This window comes from Enterobacter sp. JBIWA008 (assembly GCF_019968765.1).
GTDB lineage: Bacteria > Pseudomonadota > Gammaproteobacteria > Enterobacterales > Enterobacteriaceae > Enterobacter.
The window spans coordinates 1,963,887-1,983,733 of sequence record NZ_CP074149.1 but is presented as its reverse complement, the minus strand read 5'-3'; the positions used below and the strand labels follow the sequence as shown (position 1 = coordinate 1,983,733).

Annotated in this window: 26 protein-coding genes and 2 pseudogenes; 8 read left to right on the top strand and 20 right to left on the bottom strand. The window is 45.7% G+C overall.

Going from position 1 to position 19,847, the window contains the following annotated elements; translation table 11 throughout:
• Nucleotides 1–205: 205 nt before the first annotated feature.
• From KGP24_RS09630 to KGP24_RS09580, 11 genes are all read right to left on the bottom strand, one after another.
• On the bottom strand, nt 206–2,197 hold the full coding sequence (locus KGP24_RS09630) for an ATP-binding protein (protein WP_223563155.1): 1,992 nt from the start codon (nt 2,195–2,197) through the stop codon (nt 206–208).
• 128 nt (nt 2,198–2,325) lie between these two features.
• On the bottom strand, nt 2,326–2,841 hold the full coding sequence (locus KGP24_RS09625; protein ID WP_223563154.1) for a hypothetical protein: 516 nt from the start codon (nt 2,839–2,841) through the stop codon (nt 2,326–2,328).
• Nucleotides 2,831–3,373, bottom strand: coding sequence for a lysozyme (locus KGP24_RS09620; protein ID WP_223563473.1), 543 nt, complete (start codon nt 3,371–3,373; stop codon nt 2,831–2,833). The genes KGP24_RS09625 and KGP24_RS09620 overlap by 11 nt, the downstream gene beginning before the upstream one ends.
• Nucleotides 3,373–3,588, bottom strand: coding sequence for a class II holin family protein (locus KGP24_RS09615; protein ID WP_023292747.1), 216 nt, complete (start codon nt 3,586–3,588; stop codon nt 3,373–3,375). The genes KGP24_RS09620 and KGP24_RS09615 overlap by 1 nt, the downstream gene beginning before the upstream one ends.
• A 1,228-nt stretch (nt 3,589–4,816) precedes the next feature.
• Nucleotides 4,817–5,422 (bottom strand): hypothetical protein, encoded by a 606-nt coding sequence (locus KGP24_RS09610; protein WP_223563153.1) that lies wholly within the window; start codon nt 5,420–5,422, stop codon nt 4,817–4,819.
• A 12-nt stretch (nt 5,423–5,434) separates the two neighbouring features.
• Nucleotides 5,435–6,454, bottom strand: coding sequence for a DUF968 domain-containing protein (locus tag KGP24_RS09605; protein WP_223563472.1), 1,020 nt, complete (start codon nt 6,452–6,454; stop codon nt 5,435–5,437).
• Entirely contained in the window at nt 6,454–6,822 is a 369-nt protein-coding gene (locus KGP24_RS09600) for a RusA family crossover junction endodeoxyribonuclease (RefSeq protein ID WP_048980359.1), read from the bottom strand. The genes KGP24_RS09605 and KGP24_RS09600 overlap by 1 nt, the downstream gene beginning before the upstream one ends.
• Nucleotides 6,813–7,013: a hypothetical protein gene (locus KGP24_RS09595; protein WP_223563152.1), complete on the bottom strand. Its 201-nt coding sequence runs from the start codon at nt 7,011–7,013 to the stop codon at nt 6,813–6,815. The genes KGP24_RS09600 and KGP24_RS09595 overlap by 10 nt, the downstream gene beginning before the upstream one ends.
• Before the next feature lie 281 nt (nt 7,014–7,294).
• Nucleotides 7,295–8,530, bottom strand: coding sequence for a hypothetical protein (locus KGP24_RS09590; RefSeq protein WP_223563151.1), 1,236 nt, complete (start codon nt 8,528–8,530; stop codon nt 7,295–7,297).
• A 112-nt stretch (nt 8,531–8,642) separates the two neighbouring features.
• On the bottom strand, nt 8,643–8,939 hold the full coding sequence (locus KGP24_RS09585) for a hypothetical protein (protein ID WP_223563150.1): 297 nt from the start codon (nt 8,937–8,939) through the stop codon (nt 8,643–8,645).
• Between the two features lie 6 nt (nt 8,940–8,945).
• Nucleotides 8,946–9,179, bottom strand: a complete 234-nt coding sequence (locus tag KGP24_RS09580; RefSeq protein ID WP_223563149.1) for a DinI-like family protein — start codon at nt 9,177–9,179, stop codon at nt 8,946–8,948.
• Between the two features lie 208 nt (nt 9,180–9,387).
• Here KGP24_RS09580 and KGP24_RS09575 point away from each other — a divergent pair, with 208 nt between their 5' ends.
• Nucleotides 9,388–9,930 (top strand): GNAT family protein, encoded by a 543-nt coding sequence (locus KGP24_RS09575; RefSeq protein WP_223563148.1) that lies wholly within the window; start codon nt 9,388–9,390, stop codon nt 9,928–9,930.
• Nucleotides 9,931–10,069: 139 nt separating this feature from the next.
• On the opposite strand, the gene KGP24_RS09570 is transcribed toward KGP24_RS09575, so the two are convergent.
• From KGP24_RS09570 to KGP24_RS09530, 9 genes and pseudogenes are all read right to left on the bottom strand, one after another.
• Nucleotides 10,070–10,537, bottom strand: a complete 468-nt coding sequence (locus KGP24_RS09570; protein ID WP_086581624.1) for a GNAT family N-acetyltransferase — start codon at nt 10,535–10,537, stop codon at nt 10,070–10,072.
• Nucleotides 10,538–10,703: 166 nt separating this feature from the next.
• Nucleotides 10,704–11,072, bottom strand: coding sequence for a hypothetical protein (locus tag KGP24_RS09565; RefSeq protein WP_050928424.1), 369 nt, complete (start codon nt 11,070–11,072; stop codon nt 10,704–10,706).
• Nucleotides 11,073–11,074: 2 nt separating this feature from the next.
• A complete protein-coding gene (locus tag KGP24_RS09560; RefSeq protein ID WP_223563147.1) occupies nt 11,075–11,443 on the bottom strand; it encodes a DUF1883 domain-containing protein in 369 nt (122 codons plus the stop codon).
• A gap of 177 nt (nt 11,444–11,620) precedes the next feature.
• Nucleotides 11,621–11,875 carry a DUF977 family protein gene (locus KGP24_RS09555; protein ID WP_223563146.1) on the bottom strand — a complete coding sequence of 85 codons (255 nt, stop codon included), beginning with the start codon at nt 11,873–11,875 and terminating at the stop codon, nt 11,621–11,623.
• A gap of 3 nt (nt 11,876–11,878) precedes the next feature.
• Nucleotides 11,879–12,298, bottom strand: coding sequence for a PerC family transcriptional regulator (locus KGP24_RS09550; RefSeq protein WP_223563145.1), 420 nt, complete (start codon nt 12,296–12,298; stop codon nt 11,879–11,881).
• A gap of 14 nt (nt 12,299–12,312) precedes the next feature.
• Nucleotides 12,313–12,858, bottom strand: a complete 546-nt coding sequence (locus tag KGP24_RS09545; RefSeq protein ID WP_223563471.1) for a replication protein P — start codon at nt 12,856–12,858, stop codon at nt 12,313–12,315.
• Nucleotides 12,770–13,828, bottom strand: a complete 1,059-nt coding sequence (locus tag KGP24_RS09540; RefSeq protein WP_223563144.1) for a DnaT-like ssDNA-binding domain-containing protein — start codon at nt 13,826–13,828, stop codon at nt 12,770–12,772. The genes KGP24_RS09545 and KGP24_RS09540 overlap by 89 nt, the downstream gene beginning before the upstream one ends.
• Nucleotides 13,829–13,864: 36 nt before the next feature.
• Nucleotides 13,865–14,418: pseudogene (locus KGP24_RS24775) on the bottom strand (toxin YdaT family protein).
• A 2-nt stretch (nt 14,419–14,420) separates the two neighbouring features.
• Nucleotides 14,421–14,648 (bottom strand): YdaS family helix-turn-helix protein, encoded by a 228-nt coding sequence (locus KGP24_RS09530; protein WP_029485136.1) that lies wholly within the window; start codon nt 14,646–14,648, stop codon nt 14,421–14,423.
• A gap of 131 nt (nt 14,649–14,779) precedes the next feature.
• On the opposite strand from KGP24_RS09530, the gene KGP24_RS09525 reads away from it, so the two are divergent.
• The 7 genes and pseudogenes from KGP24_RS09525 (at nt 14,780) to KGP24_RS09500 (ending at nt 19,835) form a co-directional block, all read left to right on the top strand.
• Complete coding sequence (locus KGP24_RS09525; RefSeq protein ID WP_223563143.1) at nt 14,780–15,190, top strand: helix-turn-helix domain-containing protein; 411 nt, start codon at nt 14,780–14,782, stop codon at nt 15,188–15,190.
• Nucleotides 15,191–15,443: 253 nt separating this feature from the next.
• Nucleotides 15,444–15,566: a hypothetical protein gene (locus KGP24_RS24750; RefSeq protein ID WP_259281114.1), complete on the top strand. Its 123-nt coding sequence runs from the start codon at nt 15,444–15,446 to the stop codon at nt 15,564–15,566.
• Nucleotides 15,563–15,745: a DUF1482 family protein gene (locus KGP24_RS09520; RefSeq protein ID WP_223563142.1), complete on the top strand. Its 183-nt coding sequence runs from the start codon at nt 15,563–15,565 to the stop codon at nt 15,743–15,745. Before KGP24_RS24750 ends, KGP24_RS09520 begins: the two co-directional genes overlap by 4 nt.
• A gap of 176 nt (nt 15,746–15,921) precedes the next feature.
• A pseudogene (locus KGP24_RS09515) lies at nt 15,922–17,694 on the top strand (RecE family exodeoxyribonuclease); the annotation flags it as partial.
• Nucleotides 17,683–18,402 carry a 3'-5' exonuclease gene (locus KGP24_RS09510; RefSeq protein WP_348984484.1) on the top strand — a complete coding sequence of 240 codons (720 nt, stop codon included), beginning with the start codon at nt 17,683–17,685 and terminating at the stop codon, nt 18,400–18,402. The pseudogene KGP24_RS09515 and the gene KGP24_RS09510, both read left to right, overlap by 12 nt.
• A gap of 52 nt (nt 18,403–18,454) precedes the next feature.
• Nucleotides 18,455–18,700, top strand: coding sequence for an excisionase (locus tag KGP24_RS09505; RefSeq protein WP_071787694.1), 246 nt, complete (start codon nt 18,455–18,457; stop codon nt 18,698–18,700).
• Nucleotides 18,681–19,835, top strand: a complete 1,155-nt coding sequence (locus tag KGP24_RS09500) for a site-specific integrase (RefSeq protein WP_223563141.1) — start codon at nt 18,681–18,683, stop codon at nt 19,833–19,835. Before KGP24_RS09505 ends, KGP24_RS09500 begins: the two co-directional genes overlap by 20 nt.
• The last annotated feature ends 12 nt before the right edge of the window (nt 19,836–19,847 follow it).

Genomic DNA, 19,847 nt, shown 5'->3' with positions numbered 1-19,847 from the left:
GCGAGAACCTGCGAGGTCGCCGCCCCGTAACAAGTCATATGGCTGGAAAGGACCCATCAGCGCTGGGTAGCTAATTAGAAATATCCCCAAGAGCGGATGGCACTCACCAAATCCGCTCTAAGAGATATGCAGAATACATTTTGATTATCACACAACCTCTAACTATTTAGCCTTTAAACACTCCGCAGATAATGCACAGGCTAAGCTATGAGACCTTTGTTACTTCATTAGCAGGTAATTCAGGAAGAAACTCTTTATGCTTCTGCTCAAGATACTCTGTCGAGCTTCCTCTGGTAGCCTCATACTTCAGCTGCTGGCTAAAGAAACTTAATTTAGACCTTGCAGCATGAATCACCTCTGACCAAGTCATTACCCAAACCTCGACGTTAGCATCAGCATCATCAAGGGTCTTCCCTTTGGGCCAGCCACGTTGACGAGCTCTTTTCGTAGCATATGCATCCATCGAGTTAGAAACAGCTATGAAGGTCCACTTGGAGTTTGCGTGGTCGAACCGTTCATCGGCACTTACAGCCAAAGCATATTTTTCTACTTGACCAATAACATCATAATCAATTTTCTGAGACGGTCTTTTTAATTCAACTACTAAATACTCAGTAAAACCTTCATATGGTTGACGTGATTTTGCAAACATCAAATCTACACGACCCTGCCTTCCATCTGGTAAGAGCACCGGCCCTGCTGACGTATCATCCTCACGCTTTCCGAGATGTTTGATATGTTTAAGTAGTACTTCCTCCAGACGGTTTTCCGAACCAGCCAAGAAGAAATCTTCTTTAAAGATCCAAGCCTCACGCTCAAGTATTTTGTGCAACTGATCTCTTTCTAACAAATTCTTTTTAGACTCTTTGTCGTGCACCAAATTGTCGAGCCCATTAAGAAAATTAAGACGGTCAGTTACTATTTTTGAAGCACTTATAATTGATGAGAGAGTTGTGCTCTCAAGCAATTCCGCCAATTCATCTTGCTCCTTTTTCTTCAACCCAAGAACTTCAGAGATTATTTTCTGCACGGAAGCTGGATTCTGTTTGATGGCTTGAGACAATAGCATGAAAGTGAATTTTTTTGTTTTCTTATCAGCCTTTTCGAATGTTTTAAGATAACTTTGAACATTGACCGCTAAGATATCAAAAACTTTTCGTTCAACGATTTTGGTAGGATCAAGCACCAATTCATCATCGTAGGGATAGATTTCTTCCTCTTTCCATGAATCTACTATCTTGGTTTTCTTAACGAATGCTTTATCGATAAAATGCAGCCTTGCCCTTTGCAATACTGCGTCTTTGATTACTTTCAACTCCGGGATCATATCTCCCAAAGAGATTTCATTTCTTTCACTTAGTGCTTTGAAGTAATCACATTTTGCATAGATGGTAAATTCATAACCTGGCGCTCTGACTAATTGCCCAAGTTTTTCTTTATAATAGGAAAACCCTAGGGCGTCGCAATAATGAAATTCACGCTGTATATTTTTCTTTTTCCATTCAATTATAGATAGAGAAACCTTAGCTTTTTGCTCATTAGGTAACTCAATATCACCTAAATCGAAGTCAGTTTTATCATCCCAAGCATCCTCAGGTTTAACATGAACACCACAGAAAATTAATTTCCTATTGGGGTACTCAGTCAGGAATAAGGCGAATTCCATCACCAACTCTGAAAGAGCTTCCTCACTAAGCAAATAGTTAACATTTTCAGTGACGTTAAAGATTTCTATTTCGGTACCGCTATCTGTACGTTCAAGAGATGTTATCGGTCCTATCTCAAAATCTTTTACGCTGTTAGCATCAGAAGAAATTGCATACTTGAAACTCTTATCATCTTTAGTAAAGACCGTGTTCCATTTGATTTTTGAGCCCAAGGATAAAGCCTTGAACCTGCCTCGTCCATATTGACCATGGAGTGATCTATCACCGTTTGCTCTGGCTTGCTTCTTCCAAGACTCACCTAAGTTGCCGAATAAATCCGATACTTTATTGTGATCAATTCCTGAACCGTAATCTTTCACTATAATGGAGTCGATTGATTCAAGCGCAGGGTTTTTATTAATTATAACTTCTACGCATTGAGACTTGGCATCAAATCCATTCCATATAAGTTCACTGATCGCTGAGACTGGCTTAGCAGTTGCAAGATCGTTTATGTGATCAGCCCCTGCTTTAACGGTAATCTTCGACATTTGTAATCCTTGACAATGGTTTTCAAGGAATAATGCCATAGCATAGGTTAGTTGATAAGTCAGAATTGAGGGAATTTACTAACCGATCACGTTAACTGTACCTAGAGTGTTTCCGTTTTTTTTACTCACTATTGTCGCTCTTTCTCCATCTCACGAATACCTGCGAAGTTGTTGTTACCCTTTTCAATCACGGCCAGCAGCGGCTTAATCCAGAGCACAGCCTGGCAGTACGTCATTGAGCTGGCGGCAGCGGTACGATCATCGGGTGCGTTAGGTCCGTCGGGATCGGCGTGCATTGCGCTGGAACGTAAACGGTACGCGTATTCGAGCAGCCCACCAGCAATGTCAGCAGGAACAGGTAGATCACAGGTTTTTTCACGGCGGAGAATCTCCCGGTATTCGATAACGGTTTCTTCAGTGCTGGTGTCGATCAGGGAGTTAAGCCTGTTGGCATGCTCTGCAACCTGATTGAACCGATTGAAGTTGAATGCCTGAGTGGCAATTACCTGCCCCTGCAAAGTGTTGTCACTTCTCAGAACGTTGTTATCACTCTGCAGGCTGCTGGCATCTGAACAACTTTTAACGAGGGCGACCGAAAGGAAAGCAATAACGACAACGCCGATTAGACCTGGATTAATTTTCATTGGTCAGCCCCCAGCATGCCAGCGCACTTTCTTGATCGCGCCGCTCGACCTGCCCATAGCAGCCATTCTTCTGGCCTTTGGTTAGTCGGCAATCACGGCCACCGTCTTTAATCCACCAGCGAATAGCTTCACAGGCCCCTTTCCGGTCACCAGCATTGATGCGCTTATAGAACGTCGAAGGAAAGCATTTACCAGGCCCGATGTTATACGGGCAGAAGGATGCGATACCCACCTTCTGCGGCTCTGTAAGAGGCACTTTGATATTGCTATCAACCCAGGCTAATGCCTTATCGCGTTCAATAGCGTTAACCTTCCTGCATTGTTCCTCAGTGGTCGTCATGCCCCTAACAACACGTCTGCCATCGATAAAGGTAACGCCGTGACATAAAGACCAGACCCCACCCGGATCAACAACGGCCACCAGCGCATTGCCTTCTTTCTCGCTGATGAACTGGTCAAAAATGAGTGGAGCAGATGCACCTGATGCGATTAGTGCCAGCACTGCTGCGCTGAGTTTTGATTTATTAGACATCATTCACCTCGCGCAGCTCTTCGACGGTCTGCTTTGATTTGGAAATAGAGGTTGGTGAGAAAGGTGAGCAAGCCGAACAGTAAACTACCGATCACACCTATAGCCGCCCACTGCTCTGGGGAGTAACCGTCAAGAAGTCTTCTAAACCAGTAAATGGCACTACCTCCCGATGCGCCGTAGGAAATGCCAGTAGTTATTTTGTCCATTCGATACATGCTCTCACCTCGCTCTATGCGGGTGCTGTCGTGAGAATAAAAAAAGCCCGCTTTTGAAGGCGGGCTAATGAGTTGACTATTTGTAAGGTAGGTGTGAGTAAGGCCTATGCTCAGGAGTGAAGCTGTATCGGCTGATTCACTATCGGTCCAGGAGAACCACAGGGCATTCAGTTACTTCCCACAACTCAAAGAGTAGCAGCAGTTTGCAAAACCATAAAAAAAGGCCTGCTTTTTATGGCAGGCTCTCAAGGAATTTGAAGCTTGTATTATTGTTGTCATGGTGCCGGGTGCCTCCCGGTGACTCTACCCCAGTCAGCAAAGCCGCGCGCATACCTGCAGATAGCAGTCGACTGGAACGCCCTTTCGCTTAGAAAGGATTCACCACAGAAATAAATTACGCTGAACTTATTCCTTCGGTCAATGGTATTAGACATCGCCACCTGATGGAGGTCTTACAAATGAAAAAACCTCGCCGAAGCGAGGCTATTTGAATTTGAGGCACCTCATCCAACAAACCACCCCGGTTAGTTGGATTTTGACGAGATGCTTTTGGATGAGCGCTGAACCCAAGGGTCAGTATTTTCACACAGCAATTTTGCGAAAAGCAGCGCTCACGCAAAAACATCTATGGGAGATGAAGGAAATTGGCATCGATAATGAAATCCGAGATAACATCAATGTAAATAACAACTCCAGCTATAAGGCTGGCAATCAGTATCAGGGCAATCATCCAGACGCCCATAGGTCACCTCTTCTGTGGTATTCCCAATACAATCCTTATTCATCACTACATAGAGATGAAAGTACATTGCACAGCTAACCACAAAACAGATTACCAACGCCAGCGTTTTGAGTATCTTTAACAATACATTCTCCCTGTTCATTTATTGTACGCAGTTTAATTCAAACTGGATCAACAAACTGTCAACACAAGAGATGAACCATAGCTTGCAACACCGGGCCCTTAAAATTTTTTTTACGTCGAATATGTCTGGTGAGTTCGGCGATATGACAGGGGTACTGGTGGAATGCACCTTCGCGAATACCCCTGTCGTATCGCCGTAAAACAAAAGCCCCGACCGGCGGGGCTTTCGTTATATTCAAATTGTCGCTTAAGTTCGCTGCCATCGCGGCGCAGCTCTGCCAAGCATGAATAAATTATCTAAATTCCTGGCTCGTTTTCAATATATAAATAGAATTAGAGCACGAAAAGTTAAAACCCAATCATTCAGCTCTCCTCAGCCAGGAGCTTCCGCGTAGATAAAAAGACCTTCGCCCTGAATATCTCCAGGCACCAGCGAACTCGTTTTCTGGCCTCCCAATCCGTTAGCCACGGTGCGATAGACTGTAGTTCCCGCGTAATGTCTGAGATTTTTTTGCGTGTGGTGTAATACTGCAGACCGACGATATAAACCGGGTCATTTACATCAAGCGCCTGCAGCACTGACTGCTCGACAAAATCAACGTCATCATCGTGCATAGCTTCATCAATGATGCTGGTGGCGGGCTGTGGCCACAAAATGGCGTGAGCACGATTTAACGCCTGCGGCCCTCTGAATCCCTCTGCTCGAGCTTGTTCCAGTGCAGCTGTAAAGCGAGACAATGCCTTATCCGACCATCGCCCGCCCTTAAGAACATCCCAGCATGCATGAGCGCGAGGCAATCGTGGGGCTGTTCCACCGCTTACCCCCTCGCCCCATGTTGTCAGCAATGATTTAATCCATGCCGACTGAATACCTGTAAGAAGCATGCTTTTACCCAGCCAGCTTTTACGCGGCGCACTCGCTGCTTTACCCAGCGCTACAATATGATTACGGCGTTGACGTGGTGTCATCCTGTTCGCTCCTTACGCCAGAACGCCGAGCGCGTAGGCCCGGTCCAGCACTCTAATGATCATTTCCAGCTGCGAGCCATATTTACGCTCGAATGCCAGGCGGTCGTTATGAAGTTCGGTATGATGTTTTCGGCAAAGTGGAATCGAGAAGATGTCGTGAGCTTTTGTTGCCATGCCTCCCTGCCCCCATCCGATTAAGTGATGCGGGTCGTCTGATTGCTGCTGGCAGCATTCGCAGGGCTGTGTTTTCACCCAATTCAGATAATTGCGACTTCCCCAGCGCAGACGCTTCGGTCGACGCATGAAAGACTGAGGCGGCGCCGGATCCACTATCACGCCCACCAGCGGTTCTGTCAGCGCATCAGGCAGGTCAACAGCTGAAACTAATTCCCAAAGGATGCTGCTGGCCGGTACAGAAGGCGTAATATCGCTTTCGCGACCAATCTTGCTTTCTTGAGGTAAACGAAGCGCTTCACGAACACATGATTCTGGAAGTGCATCCGTAACCCCTTTACGTACTGCCCACCAGCAGAGCTCTGGAAGTGAGATCTCGCGGCTTTTGTCCAGGCAAAGATAAATACGGACAGAATCCAGCACATAGGCAACCACGTTATTACAGGCCAGGTCTGCCAGACCGTCGGTATGTTGTTCACGCAGCTGGTTATCACAATAACCACAAAGTAAAATGGAACCCGGCTCATGGTGCATGATGGTTAATTCGTGATAGTGGTAATCGCTATGAGCGTACTGGCAATTTCCTCCTCCATACTTCAGCAACCAGTAATCAAGCCCGCTAATACCACCAGCAGCAGTCAGGACCTTTTCATTCAAAAAGAAGCTTCGCAACTGCTCTTTTTCAGCCAGTGGCTGCCTAGCATCGGGAACACGGCCTGTTTGATATTCGCGCATGCTTTCAGGCTGACGCTCGATCAGCACTCTGCCTGTGGTGAACAACTCCATCAGCTCTCTTCCTGGCTTCAACAGTACGACACCCAGCTCCCGGGCAATCACAGGTTGAAGAAGCGCACGCATCACTCGCTCTCCCTGATAATGATCTGCCCGTTCTCGCCCCAGAGCTTTGTTATCCTTGAATCCCAGATATGCGTATCGTCTTCGAAGAGCGCATCCATCAAAGACTTCATCAGGTTATCAAGATCGGGCTTACCCTGATGGGGCTGCCCGTTCATCTCTGCGCGCTTTTTCTTGCTCCAGCTCTTCGGCATTGGAAGAACGAAGGTAACGTGTGAATTTGATTCGGGCATGCAAATGCCCAGGAGCCGGACGTGATCGCAAAAGGCCCGGTAACGCATAACTTCAGGGCGCTTCTTCCATTTGTCGGCACGCGTCATGCGTGGCTTACCCATCGGGAGGATGTTGTACACTGTCACGATCACCCCCATGCCCGAGAACGCATGCTTTGCGCTGTCTTAGCTGAGTATTTTTGCTGAGGTAGTAATACGCTGACTATCCAAAGACGAGGGTCAATATCGAGGCTTTTCTCGACGGGGACGCCTTTAGACATATAGCGAGCCACCAGCTCATTGGCTTCTTCGGTTGTCAGCCCGGTGTGAGTGAACCAGCTTTTCTTCATGCCGCCTCCTGCAGTTGCAGAGGCAAAAGAGAATCGCTGGCCTTTTGAGGGGTCAGTAAGGATTTATTCTGGTTGTGTATTTGCGCCATGGTATCTCTCCAGTGGCGCAGCAGGTTTAGGGTGTTCAGGCCTAAGTTAAAATTATAACAAATTTTTTAAACCAAAAACAATCTAACGATTTTTATCATAAAGTTATAATTGAAGGACAAAATTTATATTAAGGTGGCCACACACATCGAAATGAGCGCAAGAAGGTTAACTTGCACTCAATAACCACGACTTCATTTTTTTGTGATTTTTTCAGCTAAACCCGCAATCGCCTCAATACCATCAAACATTGAAGGAATATTATTTTCATTTGTCTGAATGGGACTAAAGATCAGTGAATCGAAAATCTCTAAGACTTTATCGATATTGACATTATTCTTCTTGCGATATTCCACGTAACCATCAATAAATGAGCAAAGGCTTAAGCGTAAATCAATCTGAACTAACTGCGTCCTGATTGATTTCGCTTCTAAATATGAAAGCCTGAAGAAATAAATCAAAGCCATTTCAATTGTTAAAAATGGCAATGCCAGAAACAAAACCGTCAAATCCTTTGGAAATACTGCAGGGGTGACAAGATGAAGAACCGTAATTATAACTGGAACGATGAATATACATCCAAATAAATTCTTATAATTAACCTCTATATTTCTTAGTTCTAATTCCTTTTTTTCTTTTATTTTATTGAAGCCAGAACTCAAGCCTACGAAATTATATTCTGATTTCAAATCTTGTACTCGACCTTCTAGCTCTTTTATTTCGATCAAAGACTCCGCTATATTTTTTAATGATGCATCAACGGATTCCTTGTTAATCCTTATCTCATTTTTGATGGAGGAAAAGTTATCATTAATGTTTTTTATCGCTTCAGTCTCCTTTAGGTCTATCTCATTAAGATTCTCGACTTTTAAAGTCGTTACCTCTTCAATAAAGGACTCCTTTTTTTCTTGAATATTTTTAATCAACCCCTTGGCTTCAGAAAAGTTTTGACTTTTTAATAACCATTGAACCAACGCAACTGCTAAGTTTTCACGGATATATTTGAACTGTGTAGTTTTATCCTCGAGGTTTTCATATCTATTTTCCAGAAGGGTCAAAAACTCGTCTGATACTATTCCCTCGCCACGTAACTTACCTGTCCAAAAGTGCAACTCATAGAGAACTCTGATAAGGTCTGATAAAAACTGAATTTTATCTTTGGCATACATATCTGCATTGAATTTGACGTAGTCAGAGATAGACTCTTGGTTAAATTGTGTATTATCATCTAAAAACTTTCGCTCATTTGTGAAATGACTATAAAAAGTCATCCAAGCTGTTAAGACTGCGGTGTTGAGAAAATCTTCTTCAGAGTCCATAATTTTTTTAGAGAAAAGTTGATTGTTTTCATAATCTGTCAAATCTCTTCTTACAATCGAATTAAGGATGTTGATATTAGAAACAACATTCTCATCTAAATACAAGCCCATCTAAAAACTCCTTTTATCATAAGTAAATTCGTCATTAAAAATTAATATTACAGAATTATTGTATAATTCTCTGGTGGAATTATACACTTATTAAGCACAATTCTGCTGAAATTTATCTAATTAACTCTTCGACTGAGACCGAGATCATACTCATCTTTGAAACTCGATAACCGGCCCGCTCAAGCATCTGCGTAAAGAGTGTCGGTGTTCCCACTATTTCATCATCCTGTAACGGCATGAATGACACCTCGTCGCCTCGTCGGTACATGAGTGCGCGCGCGCTGTCAGGAAATGATGGCAGTCTTGCTACGATAACCCCATCGTGGCATCTGATGACCGCGTAGCCTTTGCTCGGTAATTCTTGTTTTTGTTTCACCAATCTCCCCTCCAAACTGGAAAATTTCTGCATGCTGTTTCAATAAAACCAGTCGTCTGCACTTTTCCAGGTCTGCTGGAGGATTTCCTCAACCTTTTTCTTAGCTTCTTTTTCGCCACCGTAAACACTTAACCCATCGGAACCTGCGCGACGCACAATCAGACTGCACTCATCGAACTGACTCTGAAGCCGTTTTAATAATTCTCTCTCAAGTGCCGGGACTGCACCCTCTGGAAGTTCTTTAGTGCGATCAATGGTTAATTCAACTTTCATAAGCGCCTCCACCACAAAAACTGTATTTTTATACAGTACACTTATGAAGAAGTTTGATCAACGCCTTAACAGCACGAATTGTTAAAGCATGATTATGTTGTTTACAAACAGGACAGTGGGCGTTAATGTCGCAGCAAGTATTATTCACCCAATAAATTCTTCATTAAATCAGCACCATATAACTAATCTTTAATGGAATCGACAAGCCATGACAATAGCCATTTCACCCAGACTCATTCTTCGTTCATTTAAAGAGAGTGATGCTTTAGCACTTCTGGATTATCTATCTTCGCCACGTACTCCCTGTTTTCAGGATGAAACGCTCAACTCAGTTGAGGATGCCGTAGATGAAGTATGCAGAAGGGCAAAAGATCCAAGCCAATTTGCTGTTTGCCTCAAAGACACCGACCTCCTTATTGGCCATCTGTTTGCAGAAAATAGTGGCGAGCCAGATGCTAATACGTGGTCCGTAGGTTGGCACTTCAATCAGCGCTATGAAGGGTACGGGTATGCAACAGAATCAGTTGGGGCCCTGTTTAAATATTTGTTTAACGTGAAACATGCAAGGCGTCTCTATGCGTACGTTGAAGACTACAACCTGTCCTCTCAAAGATTGTGCTCCCGCCTTGGTATGCGACAGGAGGGTTGCTTTAAAGAGTTTGTTTCATTTATTACGGATGAAGGCGAGGAAAGATATGAGAACACATTTGTTTACGCATTATTAAAAAAAGAATTTAAATCAACGAGTTAAATTACGTTTCAAGTACTTATTAGAGTATGTAAGTTTTGGCTGTGCCATATAAATCCCCTGTGTGCAAGGAGCGGACATCCATTGTACTGTTTTGTTGAGCTCAACCAGGCAAACAATGCTACCTGCTGCAGGTTATTTATTATTTAGCCAAATGTTTTCTCATCAGTGCATTTTCTAATGTAATTCCACGGCAAATAGGAAAACCTCTCTCCACTACATGAAAGCCGTGTCGTAGAAAGAACGCTTCCGCAGCCTTACTTACATTTGAAGTAAGCTCACTAGTTCCATGTTGCCTCGCTTCCTCATGAATGCAATTCATTAGTAATGTCCCTACCCCCTGTCCTGAATAGGTTCCTGAGACATAAAAATGGTCAATGTACCCATTTGGTTGGAGATCTGCATATCCAGCTATTTCGCCATCAAGCTCTACAACAATAGGGGATAGTTCCCTCATGTGATTGGCCCATTGTTCCTGGTCGATTTCTGCCGGGGCCCAAGCATCAATTTGTTCATGTGTGTAGTAGTCTGATGCGATGGTATGTACAGAAGAATAAAACACGTTAAATAATGAGATTTCATCCCCATTACGGAACCTTCTTATTTTCATATAACCTCATTATGAAAGCTGCTTGTAGAACAATGCTACTTTTTGTGAAACAGGGTGTCATCTCCTCTCTCACAGTGGGCCCATGCCCAGTTAGCCAGTCCGTTCCGTACCATAAGCGGCAGTTGCCAGTTCCAACCTGTGTTAATAAACGGGAAGCAGAACATTTCTATTCAACTAACTCTCCATCAGGTGGTGGCAGCCTTCTTCGTATATTTGCAACACATACTGAAACTGAGTTTTTACTTTTTTTCCATAATAATAGCATGATACCGCCAACCACAAACCCGACAACGACGATAACAATGTACAGTGTCATGACTATACTTGACTTTATATCCGTAACCAACAATGAACAAAAAATCGCCATAGCGAAAGAAATCAATGCAATTGAGATTGTTAGATAGATAGAGTCAGGTGAGCCGTGTTCAATAATCAAAAGCTCCTCTTCGGATATCTCATATATAGTCAGCGTATCAAATTTTGCTCGCCTAATTACCGGAGAAAGCGAACTTTCAGTGCTCGATGATTGAGACATTACTAGCCCTTAATAATATTCACAGATGCTTTTACCGTTCCAGAATATCCCCCCAAATCAATTACAACATTCCAGTGTCCCGCCGACGGAGCCTTCAGACGGACTGGAGAAGTCTTAGTATGACCTCCATAATATTTATGTTGAGCACCTCGTTTGTATTGGCCAAAATTATAATCATCTAAAAGTCGTACATTAGCTTGTTTATCTAAAGTAACTTCAACCATATCCTGGGTTTGCAAATTGACACTGTAGTGTAGAAAATTCATAAAATTCCTCGTAAAAAATAAATCTTTTATCCTGTTAACCCTACCAACAGTGTACGCTTTATGAAATAAAGTTGGAACATTCAATCTCGCCATCAAATCGGACACAAACTCTTTCCATGAGTGCTTTCTCTCTTTTGTCAAGCATTTAACGTGTTAATCCTGCTGTAAATCACCCTTTTTAGCAATCGTATAAACAACTGCGAACTTCCGCTCTTCGCTCAAAGCGGACCTTCATGAGTATAGAGATGCCGCGGTTAAGTTGCATTCTCTTCTACATTCACTTTACTTTCTGGTGTGTGAGAAGCGTTTCAGGTCGAAATCGATAATTGTGCGTTGGTCACGGAAAATGCCGCAACGACCGTAACGGATCAATTCGTCCCGTGCAATGGCTATTCGTATGTATTTCTCTGCGGTGGTGCGATGCAAATCGAACATCGCAACGACTTCTTTCGTCGTGATACGGCCATACTTTTTCACCAACTCAATGATCCTTGATATGATTTGGTTGCGTTCACTCTGCGTTTTTGGTCTCGGCATCGGTTACGCCCTCCCCGCCTGACGCAGGCAGTCTTTACGACGCTTGGCGATACGGGCGACCTCAACAGCACTACCAGCTATGCCAAACATTTCTGAATACACCGCAGCTGCTCTTCGCCATAGGCCTTTTGCCTCAAGCGCCTTCGCTTTCTCCTCTGCGGCCTGCATCCTGACTGGATCGCTTTTTTCCGCCATACACGGAAGGATTACATCCGGAATATCCGCGTCTGGTACCACCTCGTATGTGTACTGAACACTATTCCGGGAACGAACGATCACGCCTTGGTCGCTTAAGTCACGAAGCAATTTGCCAGCTGTTGCACCTGACATATCCAGTGCCTCTGCAACATCGCCTACGGCGCAGTTCGGTTGGTAGCGCACAAACACTGCTACCTGCTGTTTTTGTGTTAATACTTTGGTCATTGGTCAATACTCGATTAGTTGGTTAAACCTGCCGCTTTACGGCGTTGGTACTCTTCCATCAGCAGCTGTGCCGGAGTTGGCCCTGCCGGATGCTGCGGTGCAGCTAGCTGGCGACGGATTGGTGGAACTGAAAGCCCGTTGCTTACGTGCTTCGTCCATTTGGTTAATAACCTCTCTGCCAGTTTTTTAAGTTCCCCCTCGGTCATCTGACGCTCAACACCAGTTCTGCGCATTTCGATGCAGATGTGATACAGCACCGGCTGCGGCCACGGATATTTGTCACTACCCGAAAAACGATACGACTCGTTACGCCAGCGTCGGTATTCACTCATCACCCGGTCGGATGTCAGCCCGAACGGATTTGCGCCACTCTCTGAAACCAGCGAAACGAACTCAGCAAGATCCGGGGGCCATGTATTACCTGCTGCGCAACGGTCCATACATTGCTGACAAACCAGTTTGATCTGGTCCTCAGTCATCGAACCTATCTGAGCTATCCACAGGGCCGTGGGTTCTGCCCCATTCTTCTGCGTCCAGCGGTTCGAGAAGATTTCCCCCATCACCTGCCATAACCGCCACGCCGTCTCCGTCGCCATCAAGTCCGTTCCGGCGTCGCCACTCTGCGTGTGCTGACTGTATTTGCTGAACAGCCCGGGATGCTGCTGGCTGTGGTCGAACTGATGCATTCTCGGTACCTCCCGTTTGTGGTGCTTTCAGAACCTTTGCGCGATCCAAGTGGCGAGCAAACTTCTGCTCCCACTGAATTTGATGAAACACTTTCCCTTCGGCTTGCCAGTAAGCGATGAAACTGCTCAGCTCGGCTTCAATATTTATGCCCGCCTTGATCGGCATGCCCCACAGGTTTGCTTGTCGTGCAAAGTCGGCTGTTGGATTCCAGTTTTTAAACATCCGGAATTTGCCGAATGGCTGCTGTTGCCCAATTCCGATACCTGGCTGATCCGGATAATCAGGAATAACAGATCCGACCAGTTCTCTATGTGTGGGGTTTAGATCTTTATGGTTCCTTGGTAGATTCCGTGTCCCGTTTTTGGGACTGTTTAAAGGGAAAAACGGTACTCTTTGGTTAAAATCTGAACTATTAACAATCCCGTTTTTGGTACCCTTATCACCTGAAATAATCCCGTTTATGGCACTGTTTGTATTAACAGTTCCGTTTTCGGTACGGTTCAAATTAACCGTCCCGTTTTTGGGATCCTTTAAAGAGTTCCGGTTTTGGGTCTGTTCGGCATCGGGGATGCTTTCCTCAACACCGACCAGCTTGTACACAGGAATTTGCTTGGTCCTGCCGCGCCGTTCACCTGTGTCGACAACCAGGCCGATTTCCTGCAGATGCTGCAAGCCTGCAAGCACCGTCTTTCTGTCCATCTCAGTAGCCTCTGCAAGCGCAGCGACGGATGGGTAAGCGCACAAGTCAGCGCCGCACATATCAGCCAGCCAGGTCAGGATCGCCTTACTGGAGGATTTTCCGGTCTTAACTTTCTTGGCCCACCGCATTGCATCAATGCTCATGAAGCCTCCGGGTTGAATTCATTGGTCAAAACTCGATTAAAAAAATTGCGGCGCTACGGCGCTGATACTCGCCAGTAGTGGTCCCGCCGCGTCAGCAGGTAACATGTTGAATAAAGCGATTGCCGCTTCGCGGATCTCCTTCTCAAGCTTTTGCAGCGGTGCGCCCAGCAACTTCGCCTGATGTGCCTCACTGCATTCTTTGATAGCGCTCGCCACCAGCTCGGCTTCCGTTCTGGCGTTACTGAGTCCATGCTTTCTGGCGATCTCAATGGGCATAGCGGCGACGATTGCCCCCGACAGTTGCATGATGTATGCGGTGTTTTTTCCGAACCACCTTCGTTTTTCAGATACCGGAATAAATTCTGCTTGTTGACCGCGATACCGCGGCCCCCTTCCTTCGCCCACTGCTCAGCCACCATCTGAGCGATTTTCTCCTGCGCCTGGCCGGGCAAAGTGGATTCCCACTCTCGAACTGCAACCTGTATTGAACGGTGCTTAAAGCTATCTCGCCGATGCGCCATAAATTGATTTTGAGTTTTCAGCGGTCCGGCCAGGCGTTGGTTATAATGTTGATATGTAGCTGACTGCATGATTAAGCCTCCTTCTGAGGTAAACCATCTTTTGGATTGGGATAAAGATCAGGACGTAATTCATTAGGAGTAACTTGCCAATCGACGGCCTTACTCACTTTGAGCACCAGCTCTCCGGGAATTTTGTTTTTAAACCAGCCGTTTACAGTTTGGGCTCTCCTTTTCATCCGGCGTCCTAGCTCAGCCTGACTGCAAATCGATAAGAGCTTTTTTTGAATTGATGTCTTCATCAGTTGTTCTCAGTTGTTAACGATGAGTGACAATAAAACAAATTAAATCGATATCGTCAAATTATTTCGATAGTAAGAGCTACAGAAAAAATCTGTATAATTGCTAATAACTAGATGAATTGGATGAAGAGATGAACTTCGGTAAGAGATTGCAAAAGGCGATAAAAGATCTCGAAATATCACAATCTGAGCTGGCACGCAGACTGGGAGTCAAGGCTCAATCTGTTAATGGCTGGTGCAATTCTGACATTTTACCCAGATCTGAAATACTGAATCTTCTTCCCGCTGCGACTGGGTATCCACTTTCATGGTTCTTTATGGAGGATGGTGAGACCCTCGAAGAGCAGGATCCTTGGGCACCAAAACCAAAAGTGAAGCCGTCAACAGAACTTCAAGAAAGACTTCTGGAAGCATTCGAACAATTGCCAACAGATGATGAAAAAGAACGAATTATCAATATAATAGACCTTAGACTTGAAGAGCTCGATAATTTTGCAAAGACATATCTGCAGAAACGTAATCTGATCCCGCCAACCAAATAGCCTTTCTTTTAATTCACCCTCTTGTGCTCGGGTCATCAATGACCCTAGGTTTTTCTCGCCCTCAACTATCGATTTAATTTGACACATATCGATTGTATTGATAATAATATCTCTATCGCAATGAGTCATCGAGGCAGGACGCCCACGAAGTAGCTGCCGGCGGCATACGAAACACCGGATGAGATGGCAAGACAATCGCGCAGCAGGTTTACCGTTCCGCCAGCCTGGCGTTAAAGGCACACAGGAGTTAACCATGATCGATTTCGCACGCAAAAAAGCTGGCCCCCAAGCCGTTCGCTTAAATCTGTTTGAAGTTCTGGTTCGTAAGCTTTGCTACTTACTGGCCCAAAAAGGCAATCCAGAGCTAAAAGCATGAACTCGTTCTTTGCACTGATCGTTACCGTCTGTGCCCTCACCGGGGAATGCTCAGACATCATGCTCGGTGTATACAAAACCGAATCTGGCTGTGATGCAGCTGCCAAAGAGCAGCACATTAAAGGAGAGTGTTACCCGTACAAATCGGCTGACGACCAACAGCCAGCTTTCAAATTTTAATCGAGTTGTGACCAATAGCTGCTACCAGCCCCTAAAAGCACAAAACCCGCGCAAGGCGGGTTAAGTACCCGGTCAGCCGACCAAAGCTTTCCGGAATCGAGTTTTGACCAATGACCACTACCCAAGGCGGCAATCACTAGCTGCGGGTATCTTACAACCAAAATTAAGGACCCGATATGGAATTCTTTCATTTAATCAAGGCTACGCAGAAATCCGGCAAAGAAGATGCCGTTATCTGGTTCACGGCTAAATCAGAAGCACGAGCCAATTTGCAGCTGGATGTAGAGCTGGAAGATGCTGGCATTGAAACCGGCCGGGGCAAGGATTATAGCAAGCCTGTCCGTACCGATTTCCCTGTTTACAACGACCTGCCGGAAGAATGCACAGTGGATTACACCTGGTGCAAACGCTACGAACTCCAGGACGATGGACGCACCTGGCTGCCAAAGACTGGTGCTGAGTCTAGTGGAGCCGTGGACAACACTGCCGCACCGGAACCGACCGTTAAAGTCGAAAGTACCGTCGAGAGTGTTCCTCTTGAAAACCGCACTCCAGCGGTCCGTTTTGCCGTTCACCTGACCAGCGACAAATACCAGTCACATATCGCTAAAGAGCAGCAGCTGGCTGCCAGCGAAATGTCACTGGATGAAGGCAACACCTATCTTCAGAAACTGCTGCTGGCGAAGAACGACATCCCTGAAGTTACCGAACTCAGCCTGAACGCTGAGTGGAAACTCGTTCAGGCGATTAAGCAGGTATTCGCGCCAGATGAAGTTCACGAAACTAAAAATATCGCTGCATTCATGGCTGACTGGGCGAGAGCAGATGCTGGCGACCGCAATCAGTTAGTTGAAGAGTGGAGAAGCGGAAAGCTTGCTCTTCTCAAATCAGAAAGCACCAGCGACGCCGACGTTACAACTGGTCATGATCTCAAACCTGATAACGGTATCCAGATTGACGAGAATGATGACGAAACCACACGTTATCCAGTCGTTCGCATGCCCTTCCGCAAGCAGGTACTCGCCCAGTTCACCGCCGACGAACTGCGCCACCACATTACACGCGATGAATACGAAGTTATCGGCGAGCTGGAGATGGACACTGACAATAGTTATGTCCAGAACCTGCTGCTGGCGGCAGAAAACTGCGAACAGGTTAAGGGTTACGACACCAAAGACCTGTGGCGCTATACCGACGCCATTCGCAAAGTGTTCAGCCAGGAAAAGCGTCACGAACTCGCTTTGGTTCTCCGATTCTCCAGAATCTGGGCGGCGACTGATTACATTGACCGCGGCCTGCTGGTAAAAGAATGGGCCAAAGGCAATCGCATTGCAGAAATACAGCGTAATGAAAGCGGTACGAATGCTGGCGGAGGCAACAAGACCGACAGAAACCTTGACCTTAAACATGATCTCGACACTCTCGATTTAGAGATTGCGCTGGCCACGTTACCAATGGATTTCAACATTTATGATATCCCTGGTGGTGTTTTCCGTCGGGCAAAAGAGATCGTTAGTAAAAAAGAAAGTCCATTCAAAGAATGGTCTAGAGCTCTTCGCGCAACTCCGGGGGTTTTGGACTACTCGCGTGCAGCTATCTTTGCACTTATCCGCAGCGCTCACCCAGAGCATTACCTGTATCCGGCACGTCTCAGCGGATTCATTAACGCGAACCTGACTGAAAGCGATCATTCTGCACCATCAGACGAAACTCTTGTTGCGGCACGTCATAACCCGGAGGTGAGCTGGACAAACGAGGTAGCGACTGATTCTGATGTTGAAACTGTCGGCCAGAATGAAGAGACACATGTCGACGACGGCACGCAGCCGATTCTCGAAAAAGTTGGTAATGGTCTTTTTTCTATTGAAGGGTTGGCCACCAGCAACGCTGAAATCGACCAACAAGATACCGCAGCGGAGTACGTTGATAATGTGCAGATGGAAGAAACTGGCAATGATGAAACCCCGGACGGTGCTGCGTTATCAGAAGGCACGGAAGAAACTATCTCAAGCGCAAGCGCTACTGAAAATTATAGCAGCACAACTGCCATAAATAATGATTCCGGTCATCATAATCATGCCGAGCCTGAAATGCTCTATACACACCTTATGATCGACATTGAAGCTTTTGGTAAAAAAGCTGATTCACCAGTCGTATCTATCGGGGCCGTGTTCTTTGATCCATCTACAGGTAATACCGGATCGGAATTTTACAAAGTTATTAGCCTGGAATCAGCCATGGCCAGCGGCGGAGTTCCGGATGCATCTACCATTATCTTCTGGCTAAAAGCTTCGCCCGAAGCGCGCTCTGAGTTGGTAATGGATGACGCTATTCCGCTCGATGATGCATTACTGCAGCTAAATGAGTTTATAAGCGAGAATGCGTTTAGCGGCCCTGATTCTGTTCAGGTCTGGGGTAATGGTGCCACTTATGACAATGTCCTGCTTGAGGCATCTTATGACCGTACGGGGATCCCCTGCCCATGGAAATTCTGGAATAACCGGGATGTAAGAACCATTGTCGAGTTGGGTAAAGCCGTTGGCTGCAAGCCTCGCTATGAGATCCCATTTGAGGGAGAACCTCACAAGGCTATTTCGGATGCTCTTCATCAGGTCAAATACGTGTCAGCAATCTGGCAGCGTCTGACTGAACACTGATTTTTTAATATCAGAAAATGGCCCTGATATGGGCCATTATGAGGTAAATCACATGCTTCAAATGCTGACTTTAGAAGAATGGGCTGCGGAAAAATACCGGAGTAATCCTCCAAGTCTGAATACTTTACGTCGATATGCTAAAGAGAGCATGTTCACCCCCCCGGCCACCAAAGAAGGAAGATACTGGCGGGTAAGAGAGGACGCCGAGATTACAGGTAATTTGACCCAGCCCGTAATAAAAAAATCTGATTCTCCAATGCTTCAAAGGATACTGTCTGATGGCTGCTCGACCACGTAAAAACAACATCAAAATACCTAATCTTTATCCGCTCTACAGTCGTAAGGTAAATAAAATTTACTGGCGCTATAAGCATCCCGTTACAGGTAAGTTTCATAGCCTTGGAACAAACGAGGCCGAAGCAATAGCAATAGCAATCGAAGCCAATGAGCGACTAGCTGAACAGCGCACCAGGCAGGTTTTGGCTATCAGTGACAAGATCGCCACCAGCAAAGGAAAGGCGATAACAACAAATACGTGGTTAGATCGTTATTGGAAAATTCAGGATGAAAGGCTGGAGAATGGTGATATCAGACCGAACACTCATAAGCAAAAGGCTAAACCTGTCGCCCTACTTCGCGAGAGCGTAGGAATGAAATTGATATCAGCCGTCGATGTTCGGGATGTTGCCCAGATACTGGAGTCCTATGTTGCAGAAGGTCAACCGAGGATGGCCCAAGTAATCCGCTCTGTTTTAATCGATGTTTTCAAGGAAGCCCAACATTATGGCGAGGTACCGCCGGGTTATAACCCGGCACTTGCTACAAAACAACCGCGCCGGCGGATTAGCCGACAACGTCTTAACCTCGATGAATGGCAAAAGATTTTCGCGATTGCCGATGCCCGCCATCATTACATGGGCAATGCAATGCTATTAGCGCTCGTTACGGGTCAGCGCCTCGGGGATATTTCCAACATGAAGTTTAGCGATATTTGGGATGACCATCTTCATGTAGTTCAAGAGAAGACGGGGAGCAAGCTAGCGATCCCGCTATCCCTTAGACTTAATGCGATTGACTGGAGTTTAAGGGATGTAATTGCGCGTTGCCGTGACTATGCAGTAAGTCCATACCTAATCCACTTCTTCCGGGCAACCTCAATGGCTGAACGAGGTGCACAGGTTAAATCGAACACAATAACAATGAATTTTAGTAAGGCCCGTGATAAAGCAGAAATAAACTGGGGGGACGGCACACCAGCAACGTTTCACGAGCAACGATCTTTAGCAGAACGCCTTTATGAAGCTCAAGGTATTGATACTCAGAAACTATTAGGGCATAAATCGCCTATTCAGACAGCCCGATACCATGATGACCGAGGTAAGGAATGGTTAAGAATTCCTACTCAAATCAACCCTAGGAAGCAGAACATTTAAAAATCGCCAAGT